This is a genomic window from Streptacidiphilus cavernicola (assembly GCF_042510955.1).
Classification (GTDB): Bacteria; Actinomycetota; Actinomycetes; order Streptomycetales; family Streptomycetaceae; genus Streptacidiphilus; species Streptacidiphilus cavernicola.
The window spans coordinates 120,288-146,203 of record NZ_JBHFAB010000013.1; the positions used below are offsets into that span (position 1 = coordinate 120,288).

At 71.8% G+C, this 25,916-nt stretch carries 26 protein-coding genes; 23 read left to right on the forward strand and 3 right to left on the reverse strand.

Going from position 1 to position 25,916, the window contains the following annotated elements; all coding sequences use genetic code 11:
- Window positions 1-4: 4 nt before the first annotated feature.
- The 7 genes from ACEZDE_RS19065 to ACEZDE_RS19095 all read left to right on the forward strand — a co-directional run bounded on the left by ACEZDE_RS19065 (window position 5) and on the right by ACEZDE_RS19095 (window position 6,762).
- Window positions 5-1,348, forward strand: a complete 1,344-nt coding sequence (locus ACEZDE_RS19065; RefSeq protein WP_380537510.1) for a putative antirestriction adenine methyltransferase — start codon at window positions 5-7, stop codon at window positions 1,346-1,348.
- Window positions 1,348-2,313, forward strand: coding sequence for a ParB N-terminal domain-containing protein (locus tag ACEZDE_RS19070; protein ID WP_380537511.1), 966 nt, complete (start codon window positions 1,348-1,350; stop codon window positions 2,311-2,313). Before ACEZDE_RS19065 ends, ACEZDE_RS19070 begins: the two co-directional genes overlap by 1 nt.
- Window positions 2,313-2,912 carry a hypothetical protein gene (locus ACEZDE_RS19075; protein ID WP_380537512.1) on the forward strand — a complete coding sequence of 200 codons (600 nt, stop codon included), beginning with the start codon at window positions 2,313-2,315 and terminating at the stop codon, window positions 2,910-2,912. Before ACEZDE_RS19070 ends, ACEZDE_RS19075 begins: the two co-directional genes overlap by 1 nt.
- Window positions 2,909-4,540: a terminase large subunit domain-containing protein gene (locus ACEZDE_RS19080; RefSeq protein ID WP_380537513.1), complete on the forward strand. Its 1,632-nt coding sequence runs from the start codon at window positions 2,909-2,911 to the stop codon at window positions 4,538-4,540. Before ACEZDE_RS19075 ends, ACEZDE_RS19080 begins: the two co-directional genes overlap by 4 nt.
- 72 nt (window positions 4,541-4,612) lie before the next feature.
- A complete protein-coding gene (locus tag ACEZDE_RS19085; RefSeq protein ID WP_380537514.1) occupies window positions 4,613-4,873 on the forward strand; it encodes a hypothetical protein in 261 nt (86 codons plus the stop codon).
- A 97-nt stretch (window positions 4,874-4,970) separates the two neighbouring features.
- Window positions 4,971-5,843, forward strand: coding sequence for an endonuclease/exonuclease/phosphatase family protein (locus tag ACEZDE_RS19090; protein WP_380537515.1), 873 nt, complete (start codon window positions 4,971-4,973; stop codon window positions 5,841-5,843).
- Window positions 5,844-5,874: 31 nt separating this feature from the next.
- Window positions 5,875-6,762 (forward strand): hypothetical protein, encoded by an 888-nt coding sequence (locus tag ACEZDE_RS19095; protein WP_380537516.1) that lies wholly within the window; start codon window positions 5,875-5,877, stop codon window positions 6,760-6,762.
- A gap of 13 nt (window positions 6,763-6,775) precedes the next feature.
- Here the strand turns inward: ACEZDE_RS19095 and ACEZDE_RS19100 are convergent, their stop codons facing one another.
- Complete coding sequence (locus tag ACEZDE_RS19100; protein WP_380537517.1) at window positions 6,776-7,612, reverse strand: SAM-dependent methyltransferase; 837 nt, start codon at window positions 7,610-7,612, stop codon at window positions 6,776-6,778.
- A gap of 218 nt (window positions 7,613-7,830) precedes the next feature.
- Here ACEZDE_RS19100 and ACEZDE_RS19105 point away from each other — a divergent pair, with 218 nt between their 5' ends.
- The 13 genes from ACEZDE_RS19105 (at window position 7,831) to ACEZDE_RS19165 (ending at window position 20,579) form a co-directional block, all read left to right on the forward strand.
- Window positions 7,831-8,223 (forward strand): hypothetical protein, encoded by a 393-nt coding sequence (locus ACEZDE_RS19105; RefSeq protein WP_380537518.1) that lies wholly within the window; start codon window positions 7,831-7,833, stop codon window positions 8,221-8,223.
- A 4-nt stretch (window positions 8,224-8,227) separates the two neighbouring features.
- Complete coding sequence (locus tag ACEZDE_RS19110) at window positions 8,228-10,264, forward strand: hypothetical protein (RefSeq protein ID WP_380537519.1); 2,037 nt, start codon at window positions 8,228-8,230, stop codon at window positions 10,262-10,264.
- Entirely contained in the window at window positions 10,251-12,902 is a 2,652-nt protein-coding gene (locus ACEZDE_RS19115; protein WP_380537520.1) for a hypothetical protein, read from the forward strand. The genes ACEZDE_RS19110 and ACEZDE_RS19115 overlap by 14 nt, the downstream gene beginning before the upstream one ends.
- A 27-nt stretch (window positions 12,903-12,929) precedes the next feature.
- Window positions 12,930-13,169, forward strand: coding sequence for a hypothetical protein (locus tag ACEZDE_RS19120; protein ID WP_380537521.1), 240 nt, complete (start codon window positions 12,930-12,932; stop codon window positions 13,167-13,169).
- Window positions 13,166-13,561, forward strand: a complete 396-nt coding sequence (locus ACEZDE_RS19125) for a hypothetical protein (protein ID WP_380537522.1) — start codon at window positions 13,166-13,168, stop codon at window positions 13,559-13,561. The genes ACEZDE_RS19120 and ACEZDE_RS19125 overlap by 4 nt, the downstream gene beginning before the upstream one ends.
- Before the next feature lie 145 nt (window positions 13,562-13,706).
- Window positions 13,707-15,683, forward strand: coding sequence for a major capsid protein (locus tag ACEZDE_RS19130; protein ID WP_380537523.1), 1,977 nt, complete (start codon window positions 13,707-13,709; stop codon window positions 15,681-15,683).
- An 80-nt stretch (window positions 15,684-15,763) separates the two neighbouring features.
- Window positions 15,764-16,654: a hypothetical protein gene (locus ACEZDE_RS19135; RefSeq protein WP_380537524.1), complete on the forward strand. Its 891-nt coding sequence runs from the start codon at window positions 15,764-15,766 to the stop codon at window positions 16,652-16,654.
- A 4-nt stretch (window positions 16,655-16,658) separates the two neighbouring features.
- Window positions 16,659-18,167: a hypothetical protein gene (locus tag ACEZDE_RS19140; protein ID WP_380537525.1), complete on the forward strand. Its 1,509-nt coding sequence runs from the start codon at window positions 16,659-16,661 to the stop codon at window positions 18,165-18,167.
- Window positions 18,168-18,400: 233 nt separating this feature from the next.
- Entirely contained in the window at window positions 18,401-18,550 is a 150-nt protein-coding gene (locus ACEZDE_RS19145; RefSeq protein ID WP_380537526.1) for a hypothetical protein, read from the forward strand.
- The gene (locus ACEZDE_RS19150; RefSeq protein WP_380537527.1) at window positions 18,531-18,737 is read left to right on the forward strand and encodes a hypothetical protein; all 207 of its coding nucleotides are present in this window, start codon (window positions 18,531-18,533) and stop codon (window positions 18,735-18,737) included. Before ACEZDE_RS19145 ends, ACEZDE_RS19150 begins: the two co-directional genes overlap by 20 nt.
- Before the next feature lie 41 nt (window positions 18,738-18,778).
- Window positions 18,779-19,597: a hypothetical protein gene (locus tag ACEZDE_RS19155; protein ID WP_380537528.1), complete on the forward strand. Its 819-nt coding sequence runs from the start codon at window positions 18,779-18,781 to the stop codon at window positions 19,595-19,597.
- Complete coding sequence (locus ACEZDE_RS19160) at window positions 19,594-20,172, forward strand: hypothetical protein (protein WP_380537529.1); 579 nt, start codon at window positions 19,594-19,596, stop codon at window positions 20,170-20,172. Before ACEZDE_RS19155 ends, ACEZDE_RS19160 begins: the two co-directional genes overlap by 4 nt.
- A complete protein-coding gene (locus ACEZDE_RS19165) occupies window positions 20,169-20,579 on the forward strand; it encodes an HK97 gp10 family phage protein (RefSeq protein WP_380537530.1) in 411 nt (136 codons plus the stop codon). Before ACEZDE_RS19160 ends, ACEZDE_RS19165 begins: the two co-directional genes overlap by 4 nt.
- Window positions 20,580-20,588: 9 nt before the next feature.
- Here ACEZDE_RS19165 and ACEZDE_RS19170 read toward each other — a convergent pair whose 3' ends face one another.
- On the reverse strand, window positions 20,589-21,107 hold the full coding sequence (locus ACEZDE_RS19170) for a hypothetical protein (protein ID WP_380537531.1): 519 nt from the start codon (window positions 21,105-21,107) through the stop codon (window positions 20,589-20,591).
- Window positions 21,104-21,469 (reverse strand): hypothetical protein, encoded by a 366-nt coding sequence (locus tag ACEZDE_RS19175; protein ID WP_380537532.1) that lies wholly within the window; start codon window positions 21,467-21,469, stop codon window positions 21,104-21,106. The genes ACEZDE_RS19170 and ACEZDE_RS19175 overlap by 4 nt, the downstream gene beginning before the upstream one ends.
- A 218-nt stretch (window positions 21,470-21,687) precedes the next feature.
- On the opposite strand from ACEZDE_RS19175, the gene ACEZDE_RS19180 reads away from it, so the two are divergent.
- From ACEZDE_RS19180 to ACEZDE_RS19190, 3 genes are all read left to right on the forward strand, one after another.
- On the forward strand, window positions 21,688-22,161 hold the full coding sequence (locus tag ACEZDE_RS19180) for a hypothetical protein (protein ID WP_380537533.1): 474 nt from the start codon (window positions 21,688-21,690) through the stop codon (window positions 22,159-22,161).
- A 1-nt stretch (window position 22,162) separates the two neighbouring features.
- Entirely contained in the window at window positions 22,163-22,732 is a 570-nt protein-coding gene (locus ACEZDE_RS19185; RefSeq protein ID WP_380537534.1) for a hypothetical protein, read from the forward strand.
- A gap of 90 nt (window positions 22,733-22,822) precedes the next feature.
- Window positions 22,823-25,915: a phage tail protein gene (locus tag ACEZDE_RS19190; protein ID WP_380537535.1), complete on the forward strand. Its 3,093-nt coding sequence runs from the start codon at window positions 22,823-22,825 to the stop codon at window positions 25,913-25,915.
- Window position 25,916: the final 1 nt, after the last annotated feature.

Genomic DNA, 25,916 nt, shown 5'->3' on the forward strand with positions numbered 1-25,916 from the left:
CCGGATGTTCCAGGGGACCATCCCGCCCGAGATGCGCGCCATCGTCCACGAGCACGCCCGCCACTGGCCCGCCGGCTCCGACGTCTACGTCGGCTGCTCCGGCAACCTGACGATCGAGCGGACCCTGGACGGCATGGGCCACCGCCTGCACTCCAACGATGTCAACCCCTACAGCTGCGCCCTGGGCTGGCGGTACTCCGGCCAGGAGGTCCCCTTCACCGTCAAGGACGCCAGCCGCGAGCTGCTGGGCTGGCTCGACCCCTACCTGTCCACCCCGTCCGGGGCGCTGGCGGTGTTGATGCTCGGCACCCGGTTCCTGGACTTCGTCGGCAAGCCCCTGCCCTACCACCAGCGCATGGTCGCCGCCTACCGCGCCCAGTTCGACCGGATGCACGCCGAGACCGTCGGCAAGCTCGACGCGGTCACCCTCAAGCTGGACAGCTTCTACGCCGGCGACGTCCTGGACCACCTGCGCGGCGCCCCGCCCAACGCCCCGGTCGCTTCCTTCCCCCCGTTCTGGGCCGCGGGCTACGAGACGATGTTCCGCGGCATCACCACCCACTTCGACTGGCCCGAGCCCGAGTACCCGATGCTCGACGACGAGGGCAAGGAGGAGATCATCCGGCTGGTCGCCGACCGGCCGCACTGGCTGCTGGGCCTGCACTTCAAGCACGCGGACCTGGAGCCCTACCGGGTGGGGTACGTCCGGCTGACCCCGCGGGCCATGCCGATCTGGGTCTACGCCCACCCCGGCACCTCGCGCTACATCGGCCCGTCCACCAAGACCGAGCCCGTGCTGATGCCCAAGATCCGGGCCCGCGAACAGGTCACCGGCCCGCTGACGCTTCACCCGCTGACCGCCGGCCAGTTCGCCAGCCTCCGAGCGCAGTTCCTGGACCCGCGCATCGCCCCGGGCACCCCCTCCCTCGCGGTGGCCGTGGCCTCGCAGGGCCGGATCATCGGTTCCTTCGCGTTCCTGCCGCCGAAGTTCGAGGCCGACACCGCCTACCTGATGTCCGACTTCCCCGTCGCCTGGTCAGCCCACAAGCGCCTGTCCAAGCTGATCGTGATGGCCGCCCTGTCGGACGAGGCGCGCACGCTGCTCCAGCGGGCCATGAACCGTCGCCTCAACCACGTCACCACCACGGCGTTCTCCGACAACCCGGTCTCGCAGAAGTACGGTCGCGGGGTGCCCGGCATGAAGCTGACCAAACGCGCCCCCTGCGAGGACGGGCAGCACACCTGGCAGCTGCAGTACGGCGCACCGCTGGGTCAGTGGACCCTGGCGCAGGGCCTGGAGCTGTGGCTGCGCAAGCACGCCGGCGTGATGAACGGAGTGATGAACTGATGGCCCGCCCCCGCAGCCACGCCCCCGCCCCGGTTCCGCAGCAGGCCGACGCCCCGAGCGTCGAGGAGTACCTGCCGGTGCCGAAGATGGTCAAGCGCAACCCGGCCGACCTGACCCGCCTTGAGGTCAACGCCCGGTACATGACCCAGGCCCAGTACCAGCGGCTGGTCGACAACGTCAGGCGCGACGGCTGCCTGACCTCCGTGCCGCTGATCTGGGCCGAGCCCGGCCTGCCGGAGGGCAGGGAGCGGATCCTGTCGGGCAACCACCGCACCGACGCCGCCCGGGACGCCGGGCTCGAAGAGATCGACTGCATGCTGCTGGACGGGCCGCTGGCCTCCGCCCGCCGTATCGCCGTCCAGCTCTCCCACAACGCGATCAACGGGCAGGACGACGCGGCGACCCTGGCGCAGCTGTACGAGGAGATCGACGACGTCGACTGGCGCGACTACGCCGGCCTGGACGACAAGACCCTCCAGCTCCTGGACAAGGTCGAGCTGCAGTCCCTGTCCGAGGCCAATCTGGACTTCGCGACCGTGCAGCTGGTGTTCCTGCCCCACGAGCGCGACGCGGCCACCGCGGCGCTGGAGGCGGCCCGGTTGTCGGCGGACTCGACCTGGCTGGCGGCCCGCCGCGACTACGAGCCGGCGCTGGACGCCCTGGCCGCCGTCCACGCCGCGCACAACGTCGGCAACGTCGCCACCGCGTTCGGGATCGTCCTGTCGGTGTTCGAGGCGCACCTGGAGGACCTCAAGGCCGGCTTCGTGGACCGGCTCGGCCAGCCGCTGCACAAGGGAGCCGTGGGGTGGGAGGCGGTGTTCGCCTCCCGGGCGGTGCCCGCCGCGGACGCGGCCCGGGTCCTGGCGGCGGCGAAGGCGTGCGGCACGGCACTGGGCCGCGACGTCGATGCTGCTGAATGGGTTCTGCTGGCCGCTGAGCGACAGCTGTCGGAGCAGGACCTGTAGTGGCCGCCATCAAGCCCCTGGTCATGGACCCCGACCGGCCGGCGTGGGAGCAGCAGCCCGGTGAGCGGGACGAGGCGTGGGACCAGTTCCGCACCTACCGGGACCTGGGGCGGGCCCGGCGCTCGCTGCCCGAGGCGGCGAAGGCGCTGGGGCTGTCGTACGGGCACACCAAGACCCTGGCCTCGGCCCGGCGGTGGGTGCAGCGCGCGACCGCCTACTACCGGTGGCTGGACGAGATCGCGGAGGCCGAGTGGGTCGAGGCCCGCAAGAAGGCGATGGCGGACGACGCGAAGCTGCTGCGGATCGTCATCGGGGCCGCGGCCCAGCGCCTGGCCACGGTCGACCCGGCGAAGCTGACGGTGACCGAGGCGACGCGGTTGATGGACCTGGGGCTGCGGCACCGCCGGGCCCTGTTCGGGAACCCGACGGACGTCATCGCGATCACCGGGCCGCAGGGCGACGCGCTGACCGTGCAGCTGCAGGACTTCGAGCAGCTGCCCGAGGAGCAGCGGGCGGTCAAGCTCAAGGAGCTGGCCGCCTCGGCGGCCCGCCGGGCACACGCGCTCGCTGAGGCCGACGAGGAATCCGACGACGCGTGAGCGTCGGCACGGACGCCGAGCTCTACGGGGAGCTGCTGGCCGGCACCAAGGCCGTGTCCCGGCAGCTGCTGCGCGACCCGATGACGCTCGCGCGGGGCCTGGACGGGTTGTTCGTCAACCGGGCGCACCTGCGGGTCCTGTCGCGGGCCTACGCCCGGATCGAGGCCGGGGAGCTGGACCGGGTCCAGATCTCCACTCCGCCGCAGGTCGGCAAGTCCTCGCTGTCCGAGTGGGCGGTGTTCTGGTGGCTGTGCCTGCACCCCACCCACCGGGTCATCATCGCCTCGTACTCCGCCTCGCAGGCCATCAAGCGCGGCCGGAAGGTCCGGGCGCTGATCCGCCAGTACGGGGCGGAGTACGGCCTGTTCCTGGACCCGGAGAACTCCGCGGTCGACGACTACGCGCTGACGTCCGGCGGCGGGGTCAAGTCCGCCGGGTTCGGCGGGTCGATCACCGGGTCGCCCGGCGACATGGTCGTGATCGACGACCCGCACAAGAACCGCGCGGAGGCCCGGTCCACCCGGATGCGCGAGTCGGTGTGGAGCTCCTACAGCGCCGACCTGCTCTCGCGCCTGGCTCCCGACGCCCCGATGATCTTGATCCAGACCCGCTGGGACCCGGACGACCTGGCCGGGAAGGTCGTGGCCCAGGAGGGCCGGGTCGAGGATGGCGGCCGGTGGCTGGTCATCAACATGCCGGCCTTGTGCACCGACCCGGCCACTGACCCGCTCGGCCGGGCCATGGGCGAGCCGCTGCCGCACCCGAAGATCGACCCGAACGACAAGGCGAAGGCGCGGCGGCACTGGGAGGGCCGCCGGGCGGGGACCAGCGTGCAGGACTGGTTCGCGCTCTACCAGGGCGAGCCGCGGCCGGTCGAGGGGGCGCTGGTCACCCGGGAGCTGATGCGCGACCGCCGCCACTACCGGTCGGGTGTGCGGCCGGTGCGCATCGGCGTGGCGGTCGACCCCTCCGGCGGCGGCCGGGACAGTGCCGGCATCGTCGGCGGGCACCTGGGCGACGACGGGCGCCTGTACCTGACGCACGACCGCACCGCGCCGATGTCGACCTACGAGTGGTCGCGGGAGGCGTGCCGCCTCGCCGCGGAGATCAAGGCCCAGGTCTTCTACGTCGAATGGAACTTCGGCCGCGACCAGGCCACCCTCGCCCTGCACACCGCCTGGGACGCGCTGCGCCGCGAGTGGGACAAGGCCCGCGCCGCCCTGTCTCCCGCCGAGCTGGAGCGCATCAAGTCGATCCCGGCCGCGGAGCAGACCCTGGAGCAGCGGCCCACCAACCCGTTCAGCGAGCTGCGCCCGTACATCGACCCGGTCAACGCCAAGTTGGGGAAGGTCTTGCGGGCCGAGCCGATCGCCCAGCAGTGGCGCGAGGACCGCATCCGTACGGGGAAGTACCTGCCGGAACTGGAGGACGAGTGGTCGACGTGGCAGCCCGGCGGCGAGTCGCCCGGCCGCATCGACGCTTCCGTCTACTTGGCCTACAAGTTCCTGCGGGTGCCCGGCAGCGGGGAGGCGTTCTCCTCCCCGGCGGAGGTGTCGATCAGCCAGGTGGAGGCCGGCGGCGGGTGGACCGCGGCGCGGATCGAGCGCGGGTGGCTGCCCGGCCCCTGACGGCAGATCCAGGGTCTCGCGCCTGGAACAATCGTTACCGATCCGTATCCCGCCCCAGTAGAGAGTCAGCGCATGTTCACCGTAGGACTGACCTGCGACGGCCCCGAGTACGTCGACGTTGCAAGCTGCCGGGTCGCCTTCACCCACGGCGGCGCGACCGACGTCGAGGAAGCGGCAGCCGCAGCCGCCGACCTAGACGACCTGGCCCTCAGTTCCGGATGGCGCAAGCACCGGCACGACGGCCACGAGGTCTTCTTCTGCCCGTCCTGCTGGCCGCACTACTCAGAGGAGCAGAACGCGATCCGCGCTCGCTGCGGCATGGACCCGATCTGAGGAACGGGCGCCGGCCCGGTATCGCCATTCCCGAGACAGGTGATCCATCGTCAGAGTACGTATTAGCTAACTATCGCCGCTGATCGACGGGATCCGCATGACAGTGCAGCTGCGCATCGGCACCTACAACATCCACGAGGCCGAAGGCGACCTGGCCGAGGCGCAGATCGCGATGCTCGCCGAGCACGGTCTCGACGTGCTGTGCATCCAGGAAGCCGGCGGCACCGGCTGGATGGAGAGCCCGGATCCGCACGAGTACACCGGCACCGGCCCGGTCCTCAAGCGCTACTGCGAGGGCCTGGGCATGGACGGCATCGCGGCGCGCAGCCGGGCCGACCACCGGCACACGGCGCTGCTGTGGCGCCGCGGCCGGATCCGCAGCGAGGGCATCAACGACTACTCCTGCATCGCGCACCGCACGTTCGCCCAGCACCGCCTGGACGTCGACGGCATCGGTGTGGTCTGCGCGATGAGCGTCCACGGCCACAACGCCAACGGCGAGTCGCGCTACAGCGAAGCCCAGCACATGGCCCGCCTCGCGGCTCCGAGCGGGCGCGCGGTCGCCGCCGGGGACTGGAACGCCGTCCACGGGCGCCCGGCCGGAGCGCTGTGGGCGCACCTGGGCGAGCCGGACGAGGAACCAGACATCACCCGGCTGCCGGACTACATGCTCGCCTCGCAGGCGCTGCTCGACCACGCCGGCGACCCAGTCCTGGACGAGTCCGGCCAGCCCGTCTTCGACCGCCGTGCCAGCAAGGTCCTGGGGGTCGGGGGGTTTCGGGAAGTAGCGGCTGAACTGCTGCCACCGCACGAGCGGCAGCAGACCGGGGCGTTCCTCCACCGGGACGCCCCGCGCCGCCTGGACCGCGTCTACACCTACGGTCTGCGCCCGGTGTCGACCGAGACCGTCGCCGATCCGCAGGCCGACTTGTCCGACCACTACCTGGTCATCGCCACCGTGTCCGCCTGAGCCGGGCCGAGCCGAGAGAGGAATCACGATCGTGGCACTACAGATCACGGCAGCGGGCCAGATCCACCTGAAGCGGTGGGTGCAGGAGCTGCAGGACGACCTGGCGGACGTACTGGCATGCCACCAATGCGGCGCCGACCAGGACCTGACTCTGGTCGTGGAGGACGAGGAGGTGCGCATCCGGTGCCCTCACGGCCACGAGTGGAGCGACCGAGAGGTGGTGCCCTGGGCCGTGCGCCAGGTGCTCCACCAGTCCTACACGAACTCGCCGGTCTGGCTCGCCTCACCGGGTCAGATCATGGGCATGGCGCTGCCGCTGATTGACGAGGACCAGACCCTCCAGCCCTTCGCCGTCGACGACGTCGACGAGGACGATCCGCGGTGGGGGTGGGAATGCGATACCGCTCTTCCCGAGGGCCCGGCCCTGGTGCAGAGCATGCGACTGGCACGAGACCTGGCCAACGGGGCGATGCTCGCCGAGGGCACCCTGTTCGACCTGTGGCACCCTGCGGTGGGCGGCGACCCGGTCCTGTCGCACATGACCACCGTCGTCCTCGCCCTGGCCATCTACGCCGCCGCGGAACAGGAACGGCGGATCATCCTCAAGGAAGTCTCCCTGGAGGCGGTGCGGTTGCAGCTCGCCGCCACACCTGCGGACCTCCTTCGGGCACTTCGCCCGACGGGGACCGCGGACTGGGGCGGCCGGCTGCGCCGTGTGGACGCGCAACGCCTTGATCGGGCGACCGACCAGGAGTGGGCGCTGTGGCACGGAGCCGCCCTCGCCACCGTCAGGTGCCAGGCGGAGTTCGAGACCAATGCCCACTGGTCCCGCTCGCCCTCCCTGAGCCTTGTTTGCCGCCAGTACTGGGAGGACGACATGACCTGGTATCAGGGAGAGATCGGCGGGTTCCCCGTGTGATCCCGGGGGATGGTCAGCGCTTGGCGGCGACGGCGGCCAGGATGCTGACGCGGTCGTCGGGGTTGACCTCCTCGTCGGGGCGCCACTGCGGGCACAGGACCAGTCCCGGCTCCAGCAGCTCCAGGCCCTCCAGGAAGGCGGCGACCTGTTCGCGGGTTCGCAGGTTCATGCCCTCGGGGACCTTGCTGTAGGCCCGGCCGACGCCTGCGATCTCGTCGTCGGTCAGGGCCTCGCCGGTGACGTGGCTGAGGACCACATGGCTGCCCGGGGGCAGGGCCTGGACCAGGTGGGACACGATCTCGCCCGGGTTCTCGGCGTCCTTGAGGAAGTGCAGGACGGCGACCAGGAGCAGTCCGACGGGGCGCGAGAAGTCGATGGTCTCGGTGACTTCGGGCGCGGCGAGGATCTTGTCCGGGTCGCGCAGGTCGGCCTGCAGGACGCGGGTGGAGCGCTGCCCCACCTGCGACATCAGGGCGCGGGCGTGGGTGAGCACGATCGGGTCGTTGTCGACGTAGACGACCTTGGCGTCGGGGTTGGCCGCCTGGGCGATCTGGTGGGTGTTGCCCGCGGTGGGGATGCCGGTGCCGATGTCGAGGAACTGGTCGATGCCCAGACCGGCCAGGGTGCGCACCGCGCGCTGCAGGAAGGCGCGGTTCGCGCGTACCGCCTGGCGTGCGCCCTCGCCCAGGGCCATGACCGCTTCGCCGGCTTCGCGGTCGGCCGCGAAGTGGTCTTTTCCGCCGAGGAGAAAGTCGTAGACCCGGGCCGGGTGGGGCACCTCGGTACGCAGGTCGGTGGGGGCGGGGAAGCCGCTGGGGTCGGCGTGCATCCAGTCGTCGCCCTGGGCCACGGTGCTCTCCTTCGCGTGATCGTCGCTCGGAGTCCCAGGCTAGAGGTCAACGGTCGTACGCGGTCTGACAATCGTTCAACTGGTGCCAGCTGCGAGCGGCCCGGTCGCGGACGAGCAGCAGCACCGTGCGGATGGGCGGACGGATCCGGTCAGGCTCATACATGCCCAGAGCAGCACTATTCGGCAAATTCGGTCATCAAGGCCATATCCTGCGGTCTGTGCCTGAATCAGACCCTTTCGTATACGTGCTCGCCCTCGGTGCCGTTCTGCGCCTGACCCACCTGCTGGTCGACGACCGCATCACCCTGCCCCTGCGGACCTGGGCGGCCCAAGGAGCCGGCCCCGGGCGCAGGTTCGGGGCCGCGGTGCTGTCGTGCACCTGGTGCACTTCGATCTGGACCTCGGCGGCCACCGTCGCCCTGTGGTGGGCAGCCCGCTGGGCGCAGCACCCGGGCCTGTTCGCGGTCCCGGCGCTGGTGCTGTCGCTGTCCTGGGTGGCGTCGGTCCTGGAGATCTGGTCCGACCCGACCCCCTCGGAGCGCTCCTCCCACCATTTCCACCACCTGCCCGACCCGGCCCGCATCGTCCTGACGTCGAGCGAACGGGGCTGACCTGATGGAGTGGCCGAAGATCCTGCGCCACGAGCGGGGCAAGTTCAAGGCTGTCGAGGTCGAGGGCGGCGTCCAGCTGCAGCCCATCGGCATGGCCGTCATGGCGTCGGCCGCTTTGGTCTCCCAGGCTCAGGTCTCCGGCATCCTGCAGCGCCAGAACTCCTGGCAGACCGAGGCGTGGGAGCTGTACGACCAGGTCGGCGAGCTGCGCTTCGGCCTGGAGTGGCTGGCCAACGCCTGCTCCCGAGTCCGGTTCTACCCGGGCAGGGTCGACCCCGACGGCAGCACGGAGGTGACCCGGCTGGCCGACGACGACCCGCTGCGGGAGGACCTGCGCGCCCCGCTGGTGGAACTGTTCGGCGCTGCGGTCGGGCAGGCGGAGATGATCCGCCGCTTCGTCACCCACCTGTCGATCCCCGGCGAGTCCTACCTGGTCGGGTTCCCCGACCCCGACACTGAGAAGCGCCGCTGGGTGGTCTGCTCGCGCGAGGAGATCCGCGCCAACCAGCTCGGCAACGGCAAGGTCGACATCCAGCTCCCGGACCGCCCCGGGCGCACCACCCTGGACCTCGAGTCCGGCGAGTCCGTGATGATCCGCCTGTGGCGCCCGCACCCGAAGATCGCCATCGAGCCGGACTCGGCGATGATCCCGCTGCGCAGCGTGCTGCGCGAGGTCCTCTCCCTGTCGGCGCACATCGCCGCCTCTGCCGACTCCCGCCTGGCCGGGGCCGGCATCATCGCGATCCCCGACGAGATCACCACCCCCGACTCCCGTCAGTCCGACGGAGTCAACCCCATCCATCCGGACCCCTTCACCGCGGCCCTGATCACCGCGATGATCACGCCGCTCAAGAACCGCGACAGCGCGTCCGCCGTGGCGCCCATGGTGCTGCGCGGGCCCGCCGCCGCCATCGACAAGATCAAATATTTGACGTTCAGCACGCCCTTCGACGAGCGGGTCTCGCCGATGCGGGACAACGCGCTGCGCCGTATGGCGACTGGCATCGACATCCCGGCCGAGGTGGTCCTGGGACTGGGCGACACTTCGCACTGGAATGCCTGGACCATCACCGAGAGCGCGCTCCAGGTCGCGGTGTCGCCGATCATGGGCCTGCTGTGCGAGGCCCTGACCTCCCAGTTCTACCGTCCGGCGCTCAAGGCCCTGGATGTGGAGGACGTCGAGGGCTACGCCATCGGCTTCGACATCACTCCCCTGGCCAAGTCCCCCGACCGCGGCCCGGACGCGCAGGCCGCCCACGACCGCATCCTGCTGAGCGACGCGGCCCTGCTCCGCGAACTCGGCTTCGACGAGGAGGACATGCCCAGTGAGCAGGAGCGCCTCCAGCGCCTGGCCGAGAAACTCATCAGCGCCCAGCCGCAGCTGGCCCCCTACTTGCTGCCCCTGCTCGGATTCCACATCCCACCAGCAGCCTTGGCGGCCATCCCGCAGCCGGCGGCGCCGGTGACGGTGGAGCGAGACGGCACCGAGCCGCCCGCCGACGGCCAGCAGGAACCTGCCGACGCCGAGGAGCAGCACCCGATGCCCTCGCCGCCGACCCGGCTGTCGAAGATCCCGGTCCAGCCCCGGCGCGGACACCCCGCGCTGGCCGCCTCCGCTCTGCCCCCCCAGGCCCCGGCCGCCGACGTGCCGAGCGACGCGGACCAGCTGGCCTCCGCAATCCTGACAGCCGCCGCGCAGGCCGAGCGGTGGCGCACCACCGCCCTGGAGATCGGGGTGCTGCGCGCCCTGGAGCGCGCCGGGCAGTGGCTGCTGAACGCCTACGGCCGCACCTACCGCGGGCAGCTCAAGGACGTGCCGCTGCACGAGATCCACACCAAGCTGGCGCCGCAGGAGAACTGGCTCGACAAGATGCTCGAAGGCGCCCACCGGGAGCTGACCGCCTCGCTGAGCGACCAGCCGTGTCTGGTGGAGGCCGTGGACCGGTACGTGCGCGCCCTGCTGCTCTACCAGCACCCGCACGCCCGCGAGTACCTGTCCGCGGCCGTCGAGCAGGCCGGGTGTGCCGATGCCGCAGCCTGATGCCGCGTCACCGGTCCTGTCGGGCGACGAGGAGCTGCTGTACCGCGCCGTCTACCAGGCGCAGTACGCGTTCCTGGACGCGGTGCGCGCGGCCCTGCTGCAGGGGCAGGCGCCGCCGCTGACTGCCGGGTTCCGTCCGGACTGGAACCTGTGGCCCGGGGTGCAGCTGTGGCGGGACCTGCTGGACAAGCACGTCGTGCCGACGGCGGCCCGGATCTACGCCGCCGCCGCCGGCCACGGGCGTGAGCAGGACCCCGCCGCCACCCGGTTCGCCCGGCAACTGGTGGAGCGGATGGCCGAGTGGCCGACGCGGGTGTGGACCGCTGTGCAGGCCACCTGGCGGCAGGGCCAGGCCCGGCAGGAGAGCGACACCCAGCTGCAGGACCGGATCCGGTCGGCGGTCGGCGAGTCGCGCTGGGACTCCTCCGCTCGCGCCGCGGCGGTCACCGGCACGACGGCGGGCACCAGCCAGGCCCTGGTGGAGACGGCCCGCTCGTCGGGCCGGCAGCTGGTGAAGACCTGGCGCATCAAGGAGCCCCACGACCAGCGCACCCGCGCCGCCCACCGGCTTGCCGACGGGCAGTCCGTTCCGTTGAGCAGCACTTTCAGCGTCGACGGGGAGCAGCTCGACTTCCCCGGCGATCCGGCCGGGTCCCCCGGCAACGTCATCAACTGCCGGTGCGGCGTGGTGCTGCACGGGGTAACGGCTTCGGCCTTGGAGGACAACCTGATGACCGACACCATCACCGAGCCGCTGGCGCAGCCGGCCGACGCCCCCACGGACGGCACGCTGACGGCCGCGATCACCGCGGACACCACGCTGCCGTGGGCGCCGCGCGACACCAAGTGGGACGGTGCCGGGGCCCGGCAGCGCATCTCCGCGTGGGCGGAGGGCCACCCGGCCGACACGGCGGCGTGCTTCGTCTACCGGGTCGACGACAAGCACCCCTCGAAGGTCTCCTCGTACAAGCTCCCCGTCGCCGACGTGATCGACGGCAAGGCGATGCTGGTGTGGTCCGGCGTCACCTCCGCCGCCGCGTCGATCCAGGGCGCACGGGGCGGGGTGAAGATCCCCGCGAACCAGCTCGCCGAGGCCAAGGCCCGCCTGGCGTCGCTCTACATGGCAGCGGCGAAGGAGTTCAAGGACTCCTCGATCGAGGTCCCGTGGAACAAGAAGCAGCCGCCGATGAAGGCCGCCGTGGACCCCTACGAGCTGATCACCGGGCAGCTGCTGGCGCACAACGCCTGGCTGACGGCCGCCGCGCTCGGCGAGGACGGCGAGTGGCGCCCGCGGGCCGACTGGTTCGTCCCGCACGAGGGCGGCAAGCACGGCATCCGGATCACCAGCGACGGCTCCGACGCCCGGGTGTCGGGGTACCTGGCGACGTGGGACGGGCAGATCGGCGCGAACTGCCACATCGGCATGAAGTCGACGTGCACCCCGCCGCCGCGCAACCCGGACGGCCTGTACCCGAACTTCCACCAGGACAACGTCGTCCTGACACTGGACGACGGCACCCAGCTCCACCCGGGCCTGCTGACCATGGACATCGGCCACGGCAACCCGAACAACCCGCAGGCCGCCCGCGTCGCCCACTACGACAACCCCGAGGCGATGGCGGCTGCCGTCATCGCCGGGGAGGACGCCACCGGGATCTGGGTGGCCGGCCAGGTCCTGCCGGAGGTCGCGGCCGACCCGGCGAAGATGACCCGGCTGCGGCTGTCGCGGTTCTCGGGCCACTGGGAGCCGGTGGGCCAGAACATGCAGCTCATCGCCGCCACCGCCGTCAACGTCCCGGGCTACCAGAACGCATCGGCGACCGGCTACCGGCTGGCCGCCTCCGCGGCCCCGGCCCCGGCCCCGGTGGTGCTGCCGGCCGCCGCCGTCGACCGCTTCGCCCAGCTCCTGGACTGGCCGGTCGCCGACATCCGCGCCGCGGTCCTTGAGCCCTGCCTGGTCGACGAGCTGTCCGCGCTGCTGGCCTCCGCCCGGGAACTGGCCGAGCCGGGCTACCTGGAGGACGCCGACGCGCGCAGCGAGGGCTTCGAGCTGGCCGGGTGCGGCTGCCAGCACGAGCCCGGCCAGCAGCAGCCCGACGAGGGCGGGCAGGAGCAGCCCGACGTCCCCGAGGGCGAGGAGGGCACGGAGCAGGTCGTGCCGGAGCCCGCCGCCGCGGAGCCGGAGGTGGCCGCCGACCCGGTACCGCGTGTCCTGGAGGACCTGGACGACGAGCTCGCCGCGCTGGTCGCGGCCGTCATCACCGCCGAGGGCTTCGCCGACCCGACCGACAAGGAACTGTCGGACGTGCAGGCCCTGCTCGACGCGCACCCGCTGCTGGCCCAGGCGAACAGCGAGGAGCTGTCGGCCGCGGCGAACTGGGTGGAGAGGGCCGGCGGGCTGCCGGACTTCGTCAAGCGCATCGCCGCCCACCTGGTGTCCAAGGGCATGACGCAGGATCACGCCATCGCGACCGCGATCAACGCGGCCAAAAAGATGTGCGCGAGCGGCGACACGAACCTGCCCGGCATCCAGCAGGTCAACGCGAAGTCGCGGGCGGAGGCGTGCCAGGCGTCCGCCCAGTGGCAGGCCATGAAGGCGAAGTCCGCGACGAAGGCCAGCGCCGCAGCCGCGGCCTGAGCACCACCAGGGAAGGGAGCAGCACCCATGGGTTGCAACTGCGGGGGCGGCGCGAAGGCCCGCCAGGTCTCCACCACCGCGGCCGGAGTGCCGTACACGGCGTCGTCGGTGGCCTACCGGCACCAGTCCGAGTCGGGCGGCTACTCCGACTACGGCACCCCCGAACAGGCGCGCGAGGCCCAGCAGGTCCTGCGCGGCGGCACCGTCACCAAGGTCGACCCGATCAGCGGCCGGCAGCTGGACTGCCCCGAGTGCGAGGCCCCGTGAGCGCCCCCGACGACTTCCGCGAGTGGGTGTGTCGGTTCGTGGGCTGCGAGGACCAGGTCGGCGCGCTGGCCCGCGAGATCGCGGCCGACGACCACTGGCCCTACGGCGTGCCCGAGTCGCTGGAGCGCTACCGGGCCCGGCTGGTGGAGCTGGACTGCGACCAGGAGGTCCGGGAAACCCTGGAGGCCGTCTGGTCGCAGTACCCAGGCTCGGAGCCGCTGCTGCGGTACTTCGAGGCCGGCCACCTGCCAGCACACCTGCGCGAGGTCTCGCTGATGGTGGGCGAGGTCGCCCGCCGCGCGGTGCGGCTGCTGCCGCCCGGCGAGCAGCGGCGGCTGGGCGTGCAGCGGCTGCTGGACGCCAAGGACGCGCTGGTGCGCGCCGCCCTGTAGCGGGCCGGCCGGGTGGTGCTCCGGCGCGAAGCACCACCCCCGGCGTGCCGGACTTGTCCCGATGTGTGGTTTACGCTGGTCGGTGATCCTCTGATGGCTGGTGGGCCTGGAGCGCTGTGAGTCATGCGCTGAAAGGCCACCACCAGTGAGTGTTCTCGACAACCTGCTCGACAAGCTCGCCAAGCTGGGCGAGGAGTCCGACGAGTCCGCGCGCCAAGACCTGATCACCGCGGCGGTCACCGCCGAGGACGTCGACCTGGCGCAGCTGTCGGACGAACTGGCGGAGAAGTCCGCGACGATCGACCTGTCCGCCGAGGACGTCGACATCAGCACCGACCAGCTCGGCTACCTTCAGCGGCTGGCCGAGGTCGGGCAGGGCGTGAGCGCGGAGGTCGAGGCCCGCGAGGCCGCCCGCCAGGCCGAGGAGCGCCGGCAGACCGCCAAGGCCCTGGCGGAGAAGATCGCCGCCACGCGCCGCCCTCCGGTCCTGGAGGAGCCGGCCGAGCCGGAGGAGGAGCCCGAGGGCGAGCCGGCGGCGGAACCGGCGGCGGTCGCGGCCAGCGCCACCGCGGGCAAGTCGGCGCGCAAGGGCCCGATCCCGCTGGGCGGCATGCGCTCCACCGTCCCGGACCGGCGCCGCCAGGGCGGGCAGGCCGTGGTCGAGCCGACCACGGTTGTGCGCGGGGTCGAGCGGTTCACCATGACCGCGAGCGGGGACGGGCCGGGCACCTTCTCCGGGCAGGAGTTCCCGACGCTGGCGGTGCTGACGGCCGCCGCGCAGAACAAGGTCCACTCGCTGTCGCGCCTCGGGACGGGCTCCGGGCGGGCCGGGATCGCGACGTTCACCCGGCAGGTCGACCCCGCGTACCTGATCGAGGACGAGATGCGGGACTGGGCCAAGTTGGAGTCGGCGTCCAACGAACGCCTGTTGCCCGGCGGTTCGCTGGTCGCCGCCCTGCAGGCCCGCCGCGCGATCATGGCGGCCGGCGTCTCGGAGCCGTCACCGATCGGCGCCGGGCTGCACGCCTGGTGTTCTCCGATGGACATCCTCACCGACCTGTGCCCGCTGGAGGGGTCGCTGGAGAACATGATCGACCTGCCGACGCTGACCACCCTCAAGGGAGGCGTCATGTGGCCCAAGACCCCGGATTACAGCGACGTCTTCAAGGACCAGCCGTTCTGCTTCTCCTACGAGGACATGAGCAAGGCCGACTTCGAGAAGCCCTGCGTGGAGATCCCCTGCGAGACCGGCTGGGAGCAGTGCATCCTCGAAGCCTGCTCCTTCTGCATCGTGGACAACATCCTCCTGAGCAGGATCGACGACACGCTCTCCCAGCGCGCCATCGCCCAGGGTCTCTACCTGCAGAGGCGTGCGCTCAACGCGAAGCGCATCCGGCAGATCGAGAACCTGATCACCGCGGCGAAGGGCGACACCGTCGTCACCGCCGACGAGCTCAGGTGCCACGGGCCGGGGATGTTCGAGGCGTTTCTGTCGTACCTCTCGCTGCAGGCCGCGCACCTGCGCGCCACCAAGCGGTTGCCGGCTGCCACGACGTTCGAGGTCGTCGCCCCGGCCTGGCTGCTGCCGATCTTCGTGACCGACATCAGCAAGAAGCTCGGCATCGACAACCGCTGGTCGGTCACCGAGGCCCAGGTCGCGCAGATGCTCGCGGCCAAGGGCTTCTCCATCCAGTGGGTGTGGGAGTTCCAGGACGCCGGTGTCGACAAGGACGCCGTCATCGGCGGCACCACCGTGCCCAAGTGCTGGCCTGACAAGGTCAAGATCCTGATGTTCCAGGCCGGCTCCTTCCAGGCCATCCAGGGCCCCTCGGTCCAGCTCGATGCCATCTACGACTCGGTCCTGCTGAAGAAGAACAAGAGGGTCAGGCTCTTCGTGGAGGACATGACCTGCCTGATCCACCGCTGCGGCATCATCCGCTCCTACGAGCTGCCGCTGTGCCCCAACGGCATGTCGGGCAGTCACGAGATCATCACCTGCCCGCCCGGCCCGGTCCCGCTCCCGGAGCCCGAGGCGGAAGCGGCGCCGCTGGTGAACGGCGGTGGGGCGAAGGAGCTGGCGGCGGCCGGGTCCGGGTCCAGCTCGGGCAAGAAGTCCTCCTGACCCCCTGACCCCCTTGACCACGCCCCGCGCAGCCGCCCGGCCGCGCGGGGCGGGGCCCTGTGGCCAGGAGGCCGCCCACCATGACGACGTTCACGCCGTACTACCGGCCCAGGTACCAGGTCCCGCCCCCGCCCCTGGTAGCGCGGCGCTACACCCTGCTGTCGGCCGCCCAGATCGTGCCCGGCGAGGACGGCTCCCTGTGGGAGCAGGGCGTCGAGTACTGGACGACTGCCTGCGACATGGCCACCGGCTTCGTCGACGGCTGGTGCGCCCCCAAGGACGAGTCGGGAGAGCCGACCGAGTGGGACAAGGACATCCGCTCCTTCGACCCGCAGGTCGTGACCGGCGACCCCTTCACCGTGAACTCCGGCATCGCCTGCCAGAGCCCGGTGTTCAACGCCGTCCAGGCCGCCGAGGCGCTGCTGGAGCAGTCGGAGTTCCTTCAGGTCGAGCAGCAGTTCTGGCTCCAGCAGATGGCCCGCGCCGACCTGCTGGACCTGGGCGACGGCGGCGTCTTCGGTCTGGACGACGCCCTGGGCGTCCTTGAGGCCGAGGCCGCGGTCCGGTACGCGGGACAGCTGTTCATCCACGTCCCGGTTCACGCCCTGGCGATGCTGCTGCGGCTGCGGCTGGCGGAGCGCGCCGGTACTCAGTTCACCACCCCGTCCGGTTCGGTCCTGGTACCTGGCGCCGGCTACAAGGACGCGCTGGGGCCCGGCGGAGAGCGACCGCCGTCCACCGGCTACTGGGTCCTTGCCACCGGACAGGTCCAGATCCGGCGCTCGCCGGTGTTCACCAACTCCGCGTTCGACGTGAAGAAGAACCGGCAGGGCGCCATCGCCGAGCGCACCTATGTCATCACGGCGGACTGCTTCGCCGCCGCGATCAGGGTCGACCCCTGCAAGTGCACCCCCACCACATCCGACGGCGGGGACTCCGCCACGGCCCAGACGGAGGCACCAGTTGAGTAACTGCATGACGGTCACCGGCGGCGACCGGATCCGCATCACCCAGCTCGACGGCTGCGGGCGGCCGGTCTACGGGCCGTGCAGCGCGGTGGTCACCGACGGCATCGTGAACCTGACGCTGTCCCCCGAGGTCGACGACGGCGACGCCAAGGAGAGCAAGAACTTCTCCGGCGGCTACTGCTACTCCCAGCCCGCCTGTCCGACGATCAAGTACTGGAACACCACGATCGAGTGGTGCGAGGTGAACTTCGCCGCCTTCAAGTTCATCAACCCCTCGTACGAGATCGTCTACGACGAGGACGGCATCCCGATCGGTTACTACTCCTCGAACACCATCGACTGCTCGCGTGGGTACGCGCTGGAGATCTGGCTCCAGCTCGCCGGCAGCTCCGACGCCTGCAAGGGCGAGGAGGCCGAGGGCCTGTGGGGGTACATGGTCGTGCCGTGGATCACCGGCGGCGCCCCGGACGACATCAAGCTCGGCGGCACGGACGCGATCACCTGGACCACGAAGGGGACCAGTAAGAACTCCGGCGGCTGGAACAAGGGCCCCTACGAGGTGCTGCGCGACAAGGACGGCAACCCGGTCGCGCTGCCGCAGAAGTTCAAGGACGACCAGCCGTGGGCGATGTTCCAGACCACGGTGGCGCCGCCCGAGATCGACTGCGACTGCGTCGAGGTCGACCGACCGGTCCCCGACCCGGCGGACCTGGTGGTCGAGGGCGTCTCGGGCGAGGACCCGCGGGTCACCGTGCAGCTCAAGCCCGACAACCACGGCATGGGCACGACCACCGTGGACTGGGGCGACCACTCGGCCCCCGAAGACGTCTCGGACCTGTCCAAGGCCCTGCACAAGTACGCCGCGAACGGCACCTACACCGTCAAGGTCTGCGACAAGCAGGACCCGGACGTGTGCACCACCAAGGCCATCAAGGTGCCGCTGGACCCCGACGCCCCGGTGCTGACGCTGACCTGCTCGCAGGACAAGCCGCTGACCGCGGTCGCGGACGTCAAGCTGCCCGAGCACGCCGGCAAGCAGGCCCTGATCACCTGGGGCGACGGCACGCCGGACCAGGTCGCCGAAGTCGGCGACGACAGCACGATCAAGGCCACCCACCTCTACAAGCGCAACGGCCGCTACACGGTCACGGTGCGCCGCGCGGAGACCAAGACCTACAAGGACCGGCGCACCATCACGCTGCCGTGCACCGACTCGGAGACGAAGAAGCCGACGCTCGCCGCGGTCAAGGGCGTGGAGACCGACGAGAGCGTCACCTACGCGCTCAACGTCACCGGCGCCGACGGCCAGGGAACCATCACCATCGACAGCACCGGCTACCCGGTCACGGTCGCCGGCGGCGTGGGCACCATCGACCATCCCTTCGCCAAGGGCGAGGCCGAACGGACCGAGCCGGTCACCTTCACCGACCAGACCGGCAAGTCCGCGGACCCGGTGAACGTCACGGTCCCGGCGAAGCCTGCGGCGAAGGCCAAGGCCAGCACGGCGAAGGACTGACGGCCCAGGACGGCGGCACCGCGCCCGCCCGCGACTCCGCGCCCTGCCGGGGATTTCCCCGACCGGCAGGGCGCGGCACCACGAAGGAACGCCGCCGCCGGTCTGCGGACCCGGTGCCGATACACCCGTGCCGCAGCCGGGCTGGGTCGGACGGTTCCGCAATGCCGGTTGAACTGACGCCCTGTTACCGGAATCATTCGGACAGAAAGACACATATATCAGGAGACCTTCATATGTCGGACAATGCGTTCGTTTTGGGTATGACGGCCGTGATCTGCACCGCGCTGGTCGCCCTGGTGGCCGTGGCGGCATGGTCCCAGGTGCGACAGGCCCAGGCCAAAGCCGGACCGGAGGGAGGACGGGATGTCCTCGCCGAGGCATGACACCCCCACCTCCGCCTCGCCCAGGGGCTGGTGCGTCCCCTGCCGTCGCCGGCGGGCACTGCTGCGCGACGAGCGGCCCAACTTCCGTATCTGGTACTGCGCCCACTGCGGCACCGAGCGGGCCGAGTTCATCAAGCTCCGCCCGCGCGTCCCGCGCCAGCTCGCCCTGTTCGAGGACGCGGCGTAGCACCGCCCCCATCCCCTGAGCGCCCATCGGAGACTCTGCCTGTGACCCGCACCATCACCCTGGACGTCGAGCCCGGCTGCCTGGACTGGCCGCTGGACCTGGAGTGCTGCCCGGACTGGCCGGGCGAGGACTCCACCGACGAGCAGGCCAAGGCCCGCGCCCTGACGGCCCAGCGCATCGCCTCCAACCGGCTGCGCCGACTGACCGCCGGCCGCTGGGGGCTGTGCGAGGAGGTCGTACGCCCGTGCCGGGACGTGTGCCAGGTGCCGGTCGGCGACCTGGTCCTGTCCCCGTACCTCAAGGCGGGCAGGATGCAGAACGCCTGCCGGGGCGGGTGCGTGGAGGACTGCTCCTGTTCGGTGGTGTGCCGCACCACGCTGCCCGGCCCGGTCGCCCGCGTCCTTGAAGTGCGGGTCCACGGGCAGGTCCTGCCGGCGGACGCCTACCTGGTGACCGAGCCGCCGGACAACTGGCTGGTGCGCCTGGACGGCGGCTGCTGGCCCGAGTGCCAGCACATGGCCGAGCCGGCCGACGGGCCCGGCTCCTTCGCGGTGAGGTACCTGCGCGGCAACGACCCCGAGGACGACCCCGACGCGATCCGCGCGGTCTCGGCGCTGGCGTGCGAACTGTTCCGCAAGGCATGCGGGCAGAAGTGCCGGCTGCCGGGGCGGATCCGCACCGTCTCCCGGCAGGGGGTGACCTACGACATGCTCGACCAGTGGCCCAAGAACGGCACCGGCCTGGACGAGGTCGACGAGTGGCTGGCGCTGGTCAACCCGAACTCCCTGCGCGCCCCGGCCATGATCCTGACCCCGGACCTGCCCATGCCGCGCTTCCACGGCCGGGGCGCGCAGTGGTGACCGCCGAGGACCGGTACCCGTTCGCCACAGCCCCGGGCGACCAGAACATGGAGGCCCTGATGCTCGGGGTCCTGACGTGCCTGTGCGAGGCCCTGTCGGCGGCCGGGCGGGCGGTGTGCTGCTGCATGTGGTTCCGGGGCGCGGCCCGGCCGCCGATGGACGGCTGCGACTGCTCGTGCTCCGGCGAGCAGGGCGAGGGGCAGGGCGTGGCGTGGATCCGGTGGATCTCGACCGAGGACGCGCTGGCCTACACCACCAACCGGGCGGTGGCCGCCCGCGGCTTCGGCGCAGCGACCTGCGCGGCCACCGCCCAGAAGCTGCGGGTGACGTTCGAGCTGGGCATCTACCGGTGCGTCACGGCCGGGGACCCCGAATCCGGCCCGGACTGCGGCGAGCAGACCCAGGCCGCGGCCGACGGTGCGTGGGACGACCGGCTGCTGCGCGACACCGCCCACTGCTGTCCGGCCCTGGCCGGGCGGGCGGCGGTCATGCTGCGACAGGAGTCGCTGGGGCCGAGCGGCGGCTGCGGGGGCTCGGTGGCCACGTTCACCGCCGACCTGGTCCTGCGCTCATGACCGTCGAGTGGAACGAGCCGGAGCTGCGGGAGCTGCTGACCGGGCGCACCGGGGCGGTCGTCACCCATATCAGCGAGGTCACCGAGCAGGTCCTGGTCGCGGCCCAGGCCATCTGCCCGCGCCGCTCCGGCGCCACCGCGGCGTCGCTGCACGCCGAGGTCGAGGTGGTCGGCGACCTGGTGATCGGCCGCGTCGGCTCGGACTCGCCGGTGGTGGGATGGCTGGAGGAGGGCACCGGGCTCTACGGTCCGCGCCACCAGTGGATCACCCCGATCCGGGCCCGGGTGCTGGGGCCGCTGCCCTCGCCCTACCCCCGGTTCATCGCGCGCTCGCGCGGCATGAGGGCGCAGCCGTTCCTCAAGCGGGCGCTGGAGATCGGCTCCCCGTACCCGGTCCGCGACGGGTGAGGGCACCGGTCAGGCACCGGCGCGCACCTCGCGCAGCCACCGGTTGTAGGCCGCCTGGTAGGCGCGGACCGCCGAAGGGTCAGGTTCCTCGTCGAGCGAGGCGTTGGGCACGGGCTCCGGGGCGGGGTCGCCCGCTCGCCAGACCGGTCCCACCGCAGGGTAGGCCGGAGCGGTGGGACCGGTGCCGTCCCACTGAGCCACGGTGAAGCCGGCCGCCGCCAGGCCGGGATCGTGGGTGGCGTCCACCAGCACCCAGACCCCGCCGACCGCGACCTCGAGCGCGGTGTGCACGTCCTGGCGGCTCGGGAGCAGCGCGACCTGCGCCGGGTGGGGCGGCAGGAGGTAGAGCCAGCGCACCCGGCGCACCCGGAGGCCGAGCGCGGCGAACCCCTGGAGCAGGTAGGCGGACTTCGCCAGGCAGTCCCCGCAGGGCGCCGTCAGCAGCGACTGCGCGTCGTGCGCGCCGTCGGTGCCGTACGGCACCGCGCGGACCTGCTCGAACAGGCGGATGCGGTCGCAGGCGGTCACGGGGCCGGGTAGACCTGGGCCGGGGGCGGGGCGGTGGGTCCGGCGGGGGCGGGGAGCAGGGAGCGGGCGGCGGCCAGGTAGTGCACCGCGCTGCGCAGGTGCCACAGCTGGACCACCTGGGCGGCCCCGCGCAGGCGGACGACGGCCTCCAGCCGGTCGCAGGCTCCCGACAACAGGTCCTCCACGGGCTCGGGCAGCGGCGAGTCCTGCCGGGCCTCGACCTCGCACAGCGCCTGGTAGAGCTCGCCGGGCCCGGGGCGGTCCTCGACGGGCAGGCCGTAGACCGGCAGTTCGGCGGCGATGCACCACAGCGCCGTCGCGCGGTTCAGCCGCGGCAGTCCGTCCCAGGTCGCCTCCACCATGGCTCCATGATGCCCGCGCCCGCCGGGCGCAGAGCCGCTTTCGCTCAAACCACCCGCCGGGGTGGACAGGATGGCCACCCACACCATCATTTAGGATTTAAGTATCAGTTTGGGTGTCGTGCCGCGCGACACGGGAGCTGCGCGGCTGGCATCCTGAGGGGGCTGCTGGCTGGTGGGCCGGGCGTTGGCTTCGCCCTGCCCGAGAGGACTCCGCCGCCGTGGCCGAGATCGTGATCGACACCGCCAAGTACGCCAAGCCCCTGGCCCCGGACGCGCCGGTGCGCATCGGGGGGACCGTGTTCTCCGCCCGCTGCCCCAAGGGGCACCTGTGGTACCAGCTCGCCCAGCAGGCCGGGCGCGACGGCGCGGGCCTGGAGAGCCTGGACGCGGCGAAGGTCGAGGGCTTCGTGGTGTCGGTGTTCGCGCCCGCGGACGCGGAGCAGATCGAGAAGATGCTCTCCGACCCGCAGAACTTCGAGGTCGACCTGTACGCGATGGGCGAGGTCTACTCGGCGTTGATCGAGTTCTGGCGGCCCCACGTCGAGGCGTACTTCACCGAGATGGGCTCGGGCCAGACCCGGGCACAGCGCCGGGCGCTGGCGAAGAAGGCACCGGGGCGGGCGCTGCCGGCGGGCAGGGGCGCAGCCAAGAAGCCGGCGGCGAAGGCAGCCGCGGCGTCCAAGCGGCGCTGAGGTGGGGTTCGGGCCGCCCGCGGTCGCGGTGGTCGACTTCGTCCTGGACGGGGCGGCCCTGTCCGCTTCGATGCCGGAGCCGGACGGGATGGCGGCGTGCGCGTGGGCGGCGGCAGACGACTGGCTGTCGCTGTTCCCCGGGGCGCTGCCCGCGGACCAGGCCGCCTACTGGAGCGAGCGCCTGGAGGACCCCGACGACGGGCTGGAACTGGCCGCAGTGCGCGCCCTGGCCTGGCAGTTCGCCGAGCAGGTGTACGCGGTGCCGTGGTGGGCGGCCTACCGGCTGTGCTCGGCGGCGGCGGCCAACTGGCTCTCCTTCGAGTCCTGGGCGGTCTCGGCGGGCTTCGATCCGCGCGGGTGCGCGGCGGCGCGGATCGTGGCCGGGTGCTGGTCGTGGCGGCTGGCGTGCCTGGACCCGGAGCAGAAGGACGCGGCCAAGGAGCTGGAGGCGGAGGTCTTCGCCGCCCCGGAGGGCTTCGCGGTGTCCGAGGCCGGGCACGAGGCGAAGCTGGCGCGGAACCGGGCGACGTTCGCGCAGCTGGGCGGGGGGCTGCTCGCCCCCGTGCCGTAGCGGGCCGGGCGGACCTTTCGGTCTAGTCTTGACGGGACGCCGCTGGCTGGTGGGCCGGGCGCGCTCTTAGCGCGCTCTGGAGCCCACCGGGTGGCGATCGCAACATCCAGCGTCGAGATCGTGGCGGACACCGCCGCGTTCCGGTCCTCCGCTGCCCGCGACGTCCAGGCGGCCACCCGGGGACAGCAGGTCTCGATCGCGGTCGTCGGCGACACGACGCGCTTCCGCGCGCAGCTGGTCCGCGACCTCAAGGATCTGCCGGCCGTCCAGGTCGGGGTCGTCCCCGACACGGTCCGCTTCCGGACGCTGCTGGAGGCGCAGCTGTCGGGGCTGCCGTCGGTCCAGATCGCGCTGTCGCCGGACATGGCCCGCTTCCGGGCGGAGCTGGAGGCGGCGGTCCGGGCGATGCCGCCGGTCCCGGTGCCGATTGGCCCCTCGGGCACCCCGACGCCGGGTCCGGGGGCGCCGGGCGGCTCGGCGCCGGCGTGGTGGGCGCGGATCCGCAACGCCACCAACGACCTGGACGGCTTCAACACCGCGCTGGGCCGGATCGGCGTCGCGCTGCGGGGGCTGTCGGCGTTCACCGGCATCCTGATGATCGGCGCGCAGGCCGCCTCGGCGGTCGGCTCGGTCATCTCGCTGGTCGACGCGCTGGCTCCGCTGGCCGGGCTGCTGGCGGCGGTGCCGGCCGCCGCCGCCCTGGGCGGGGCGGCCCTAGCCACCCTCAAGCTGGCCACCGACGGCCTGGGCAAGGCGTTCGGCACCGCCCTGACCGGCAACGCCAAGGACTTCCAGAAGGCCCTGCAGGACCTCTCCCCCGCGGCGCAGGCCGCCGCCCTGCAGATCCGCACGCTCCAGCCGGCGTTCGAGTCGCTGAAGAACAGCGTCCAGTCGGCGTTCCTGACACCGCTCACCTCCCAGTTCGCCGGGCTGGGGCCGGTCATCTCGGGCACCTTGCTGCCCGCGATGCGCGGGGTGGCCACCGAGTTCGGCCTGGCCGGTCGGGCGGTCCTGCAGTTCGCCCAGCAGTCGCAGACCGCCGCCGCGATCTCGGCGGTCTTCGCCACCCTGCGCGGCCAGCTGTCCGGCCTGGTCCCGGCCATCCAGCCGGTCCTGGTCGGACTGCGGTCGATCACGGTCGGGGTGCTGCCTTTTTTCGACCAGCTCGGCAGCTCGGTCGCCAGTACTGCCACCCGCTTCGGCACCTGGCTGGCGCAGGTCGGCAAGGGCGGGCAGGCCCTGGCCTGGGCGCAGAACGGCCTGGCGGTCCTTGAGCAGCTCGGGACCGTCCTGCGCAACGTCGGGGGGATCCTCCAGTCGGTCTTCTCGGCCGGCGTCGGGGCCGGCGGGTCCATGCTGGGCCTGTTCGGGCAGGTCACCGCCCAGCTCAACACCTTCCTGCGGTCGGCCCAGGGCGCTGCCCTGCTGGCGCAGGTCTTCCAGGGGCTGGGCCAGGCCGGCTCTGGGATCGGCCCGATCCTGGGCGGGATCGTCCAGGTCCTGGCCGCGCTGGCGCCCACCGCCGGGCGGGTGGCGGCGATCTTGGGCCCGGCCCTGGGGCTGGCGCTGAACGCGCTGGCCGCGGGGGTGGCAGCTGCCGGTCCCGGACTGGTCGCCTTCGCCGGCGCCCTGGCCTTGGCGCTGGGGGAGGTCGCCAAGGGCAACACGCTGACGCTGCTGGGGCAGGCGTTCTCGCAGCTGGTGATCGGGGTCGCCCCGCTGATCCCGGACATCATCCAACTGGCCGTCCAGCTGGTCCCGTTGGTCGCCGGGTTCGTCAACCTGGTAGCTCCGGCTGGCGAGTTCATCGTCATCCTGATCGCGGTGGGGGCCGCGGTCGGCCCGGTGGTCACCGCGATCACCACGATGATCGCGGTGCTGGAGTTCGTGGCGTCGCCGATCGGCATCGTCGTCGTCGCAATTGCCTTGCTGGTAGCGGGACTTGTGTACGCATATGTCCATTTTCAGACATTTCGTACCGTTGTAAACGCGGTCTTCGGGTTCGTCGGCTCGTACATCCTCGCCACGATCCACGCGGTGGTGGCGGTCTTCGGCCTCCTGCAGACCGGCGTCGGCGCCACGATCACCTGGTTTTCCCAGGTCCCGGCCACGCTGGCCGCTGCCTGGGGGGTCGTGGCCGGGTTCTTCTCCGGACTCTGGCGGAACGTAACTTCCGCTTTTTCCACGGGAGTTGCCGCCGTCCTCGGCTTCTTCTCGGCGCTGCCGGGCCAGGCGCTCGCGGCCCTGGCCGCGCTGCCGCAGCTGCTGTGGTCCGCCTTCACCGGCGCCTTGTCGCTGGCGCTGCAGGCGGTGGGCGCCGGGATCGCGCTGATCGTCTTCGCGATCACCCAGCTGCCGGGCCTGGCGATCCGCGGGCTGGCCTCGCTGGGCCAGCTGCTGTGGTCCGTGATGACCTCCGCCTGGAACCTGGGCACCCAGGCCGTGTCCGCGGGCGTCTCGGCGACCGTCAACTTCTTCGAGCAGCTGCCCGGCCGCGCGATGGGGGCCCTGTCGTCGCTGGGCTCGATGCTCTACTCGCTGCTCACCGGGGCCTGGCGGCTGGGCAACCAGGCCGTGTCCAGCGGCGTGTCCGCCACGGTCAGCTTCTTCCAGCAGCTACCCTCCCGGGCCGCCTCCGCCCTGTCGTCGCTCGGATCCATGATCGGCGGAGCCTTCACCTCCGCCTTCCACTACGCCGAAGGGCTGGTCACCTCCGGGATCAACGCCATCGCGAGCGGCTTCCGGTCGCTGCCGGGCCTGATCACCGGAGCCCTCTCCGGCATCGGAAACGGCATCTGGGGCGGGCTGCAGACCGCCCTGAACTGGGGCATCTCCGCGATCAACAAGGTCATCTCCGGGTACAACGCGGTCGCCGGGAAGCTGCCCGGGATGTCGAAGATCGGCGAGATCCCCAAGCTCGCCAACGGTGCGATCGTCACCCGCCCGCAGATCGCCCTGATCGCCGAGGCCGGCCGCGAGGTCGTCATCCCGCTGACCCGCCCGAACCGGGCCAGGGAGCTGGCCGACCGCTCCGGCCTGACGGCGATGCTCGGCTCCCGCCGCGACCGCCCGGCCGCCCCGACCACGATCCACAACACCTTCCAGCTGCACACCGCGGCCACCCAGCCCGACGTCATCGCCCACCGCATGGCCGGCGCCATCGCAGCAGCAGCAGGAGTCTGAC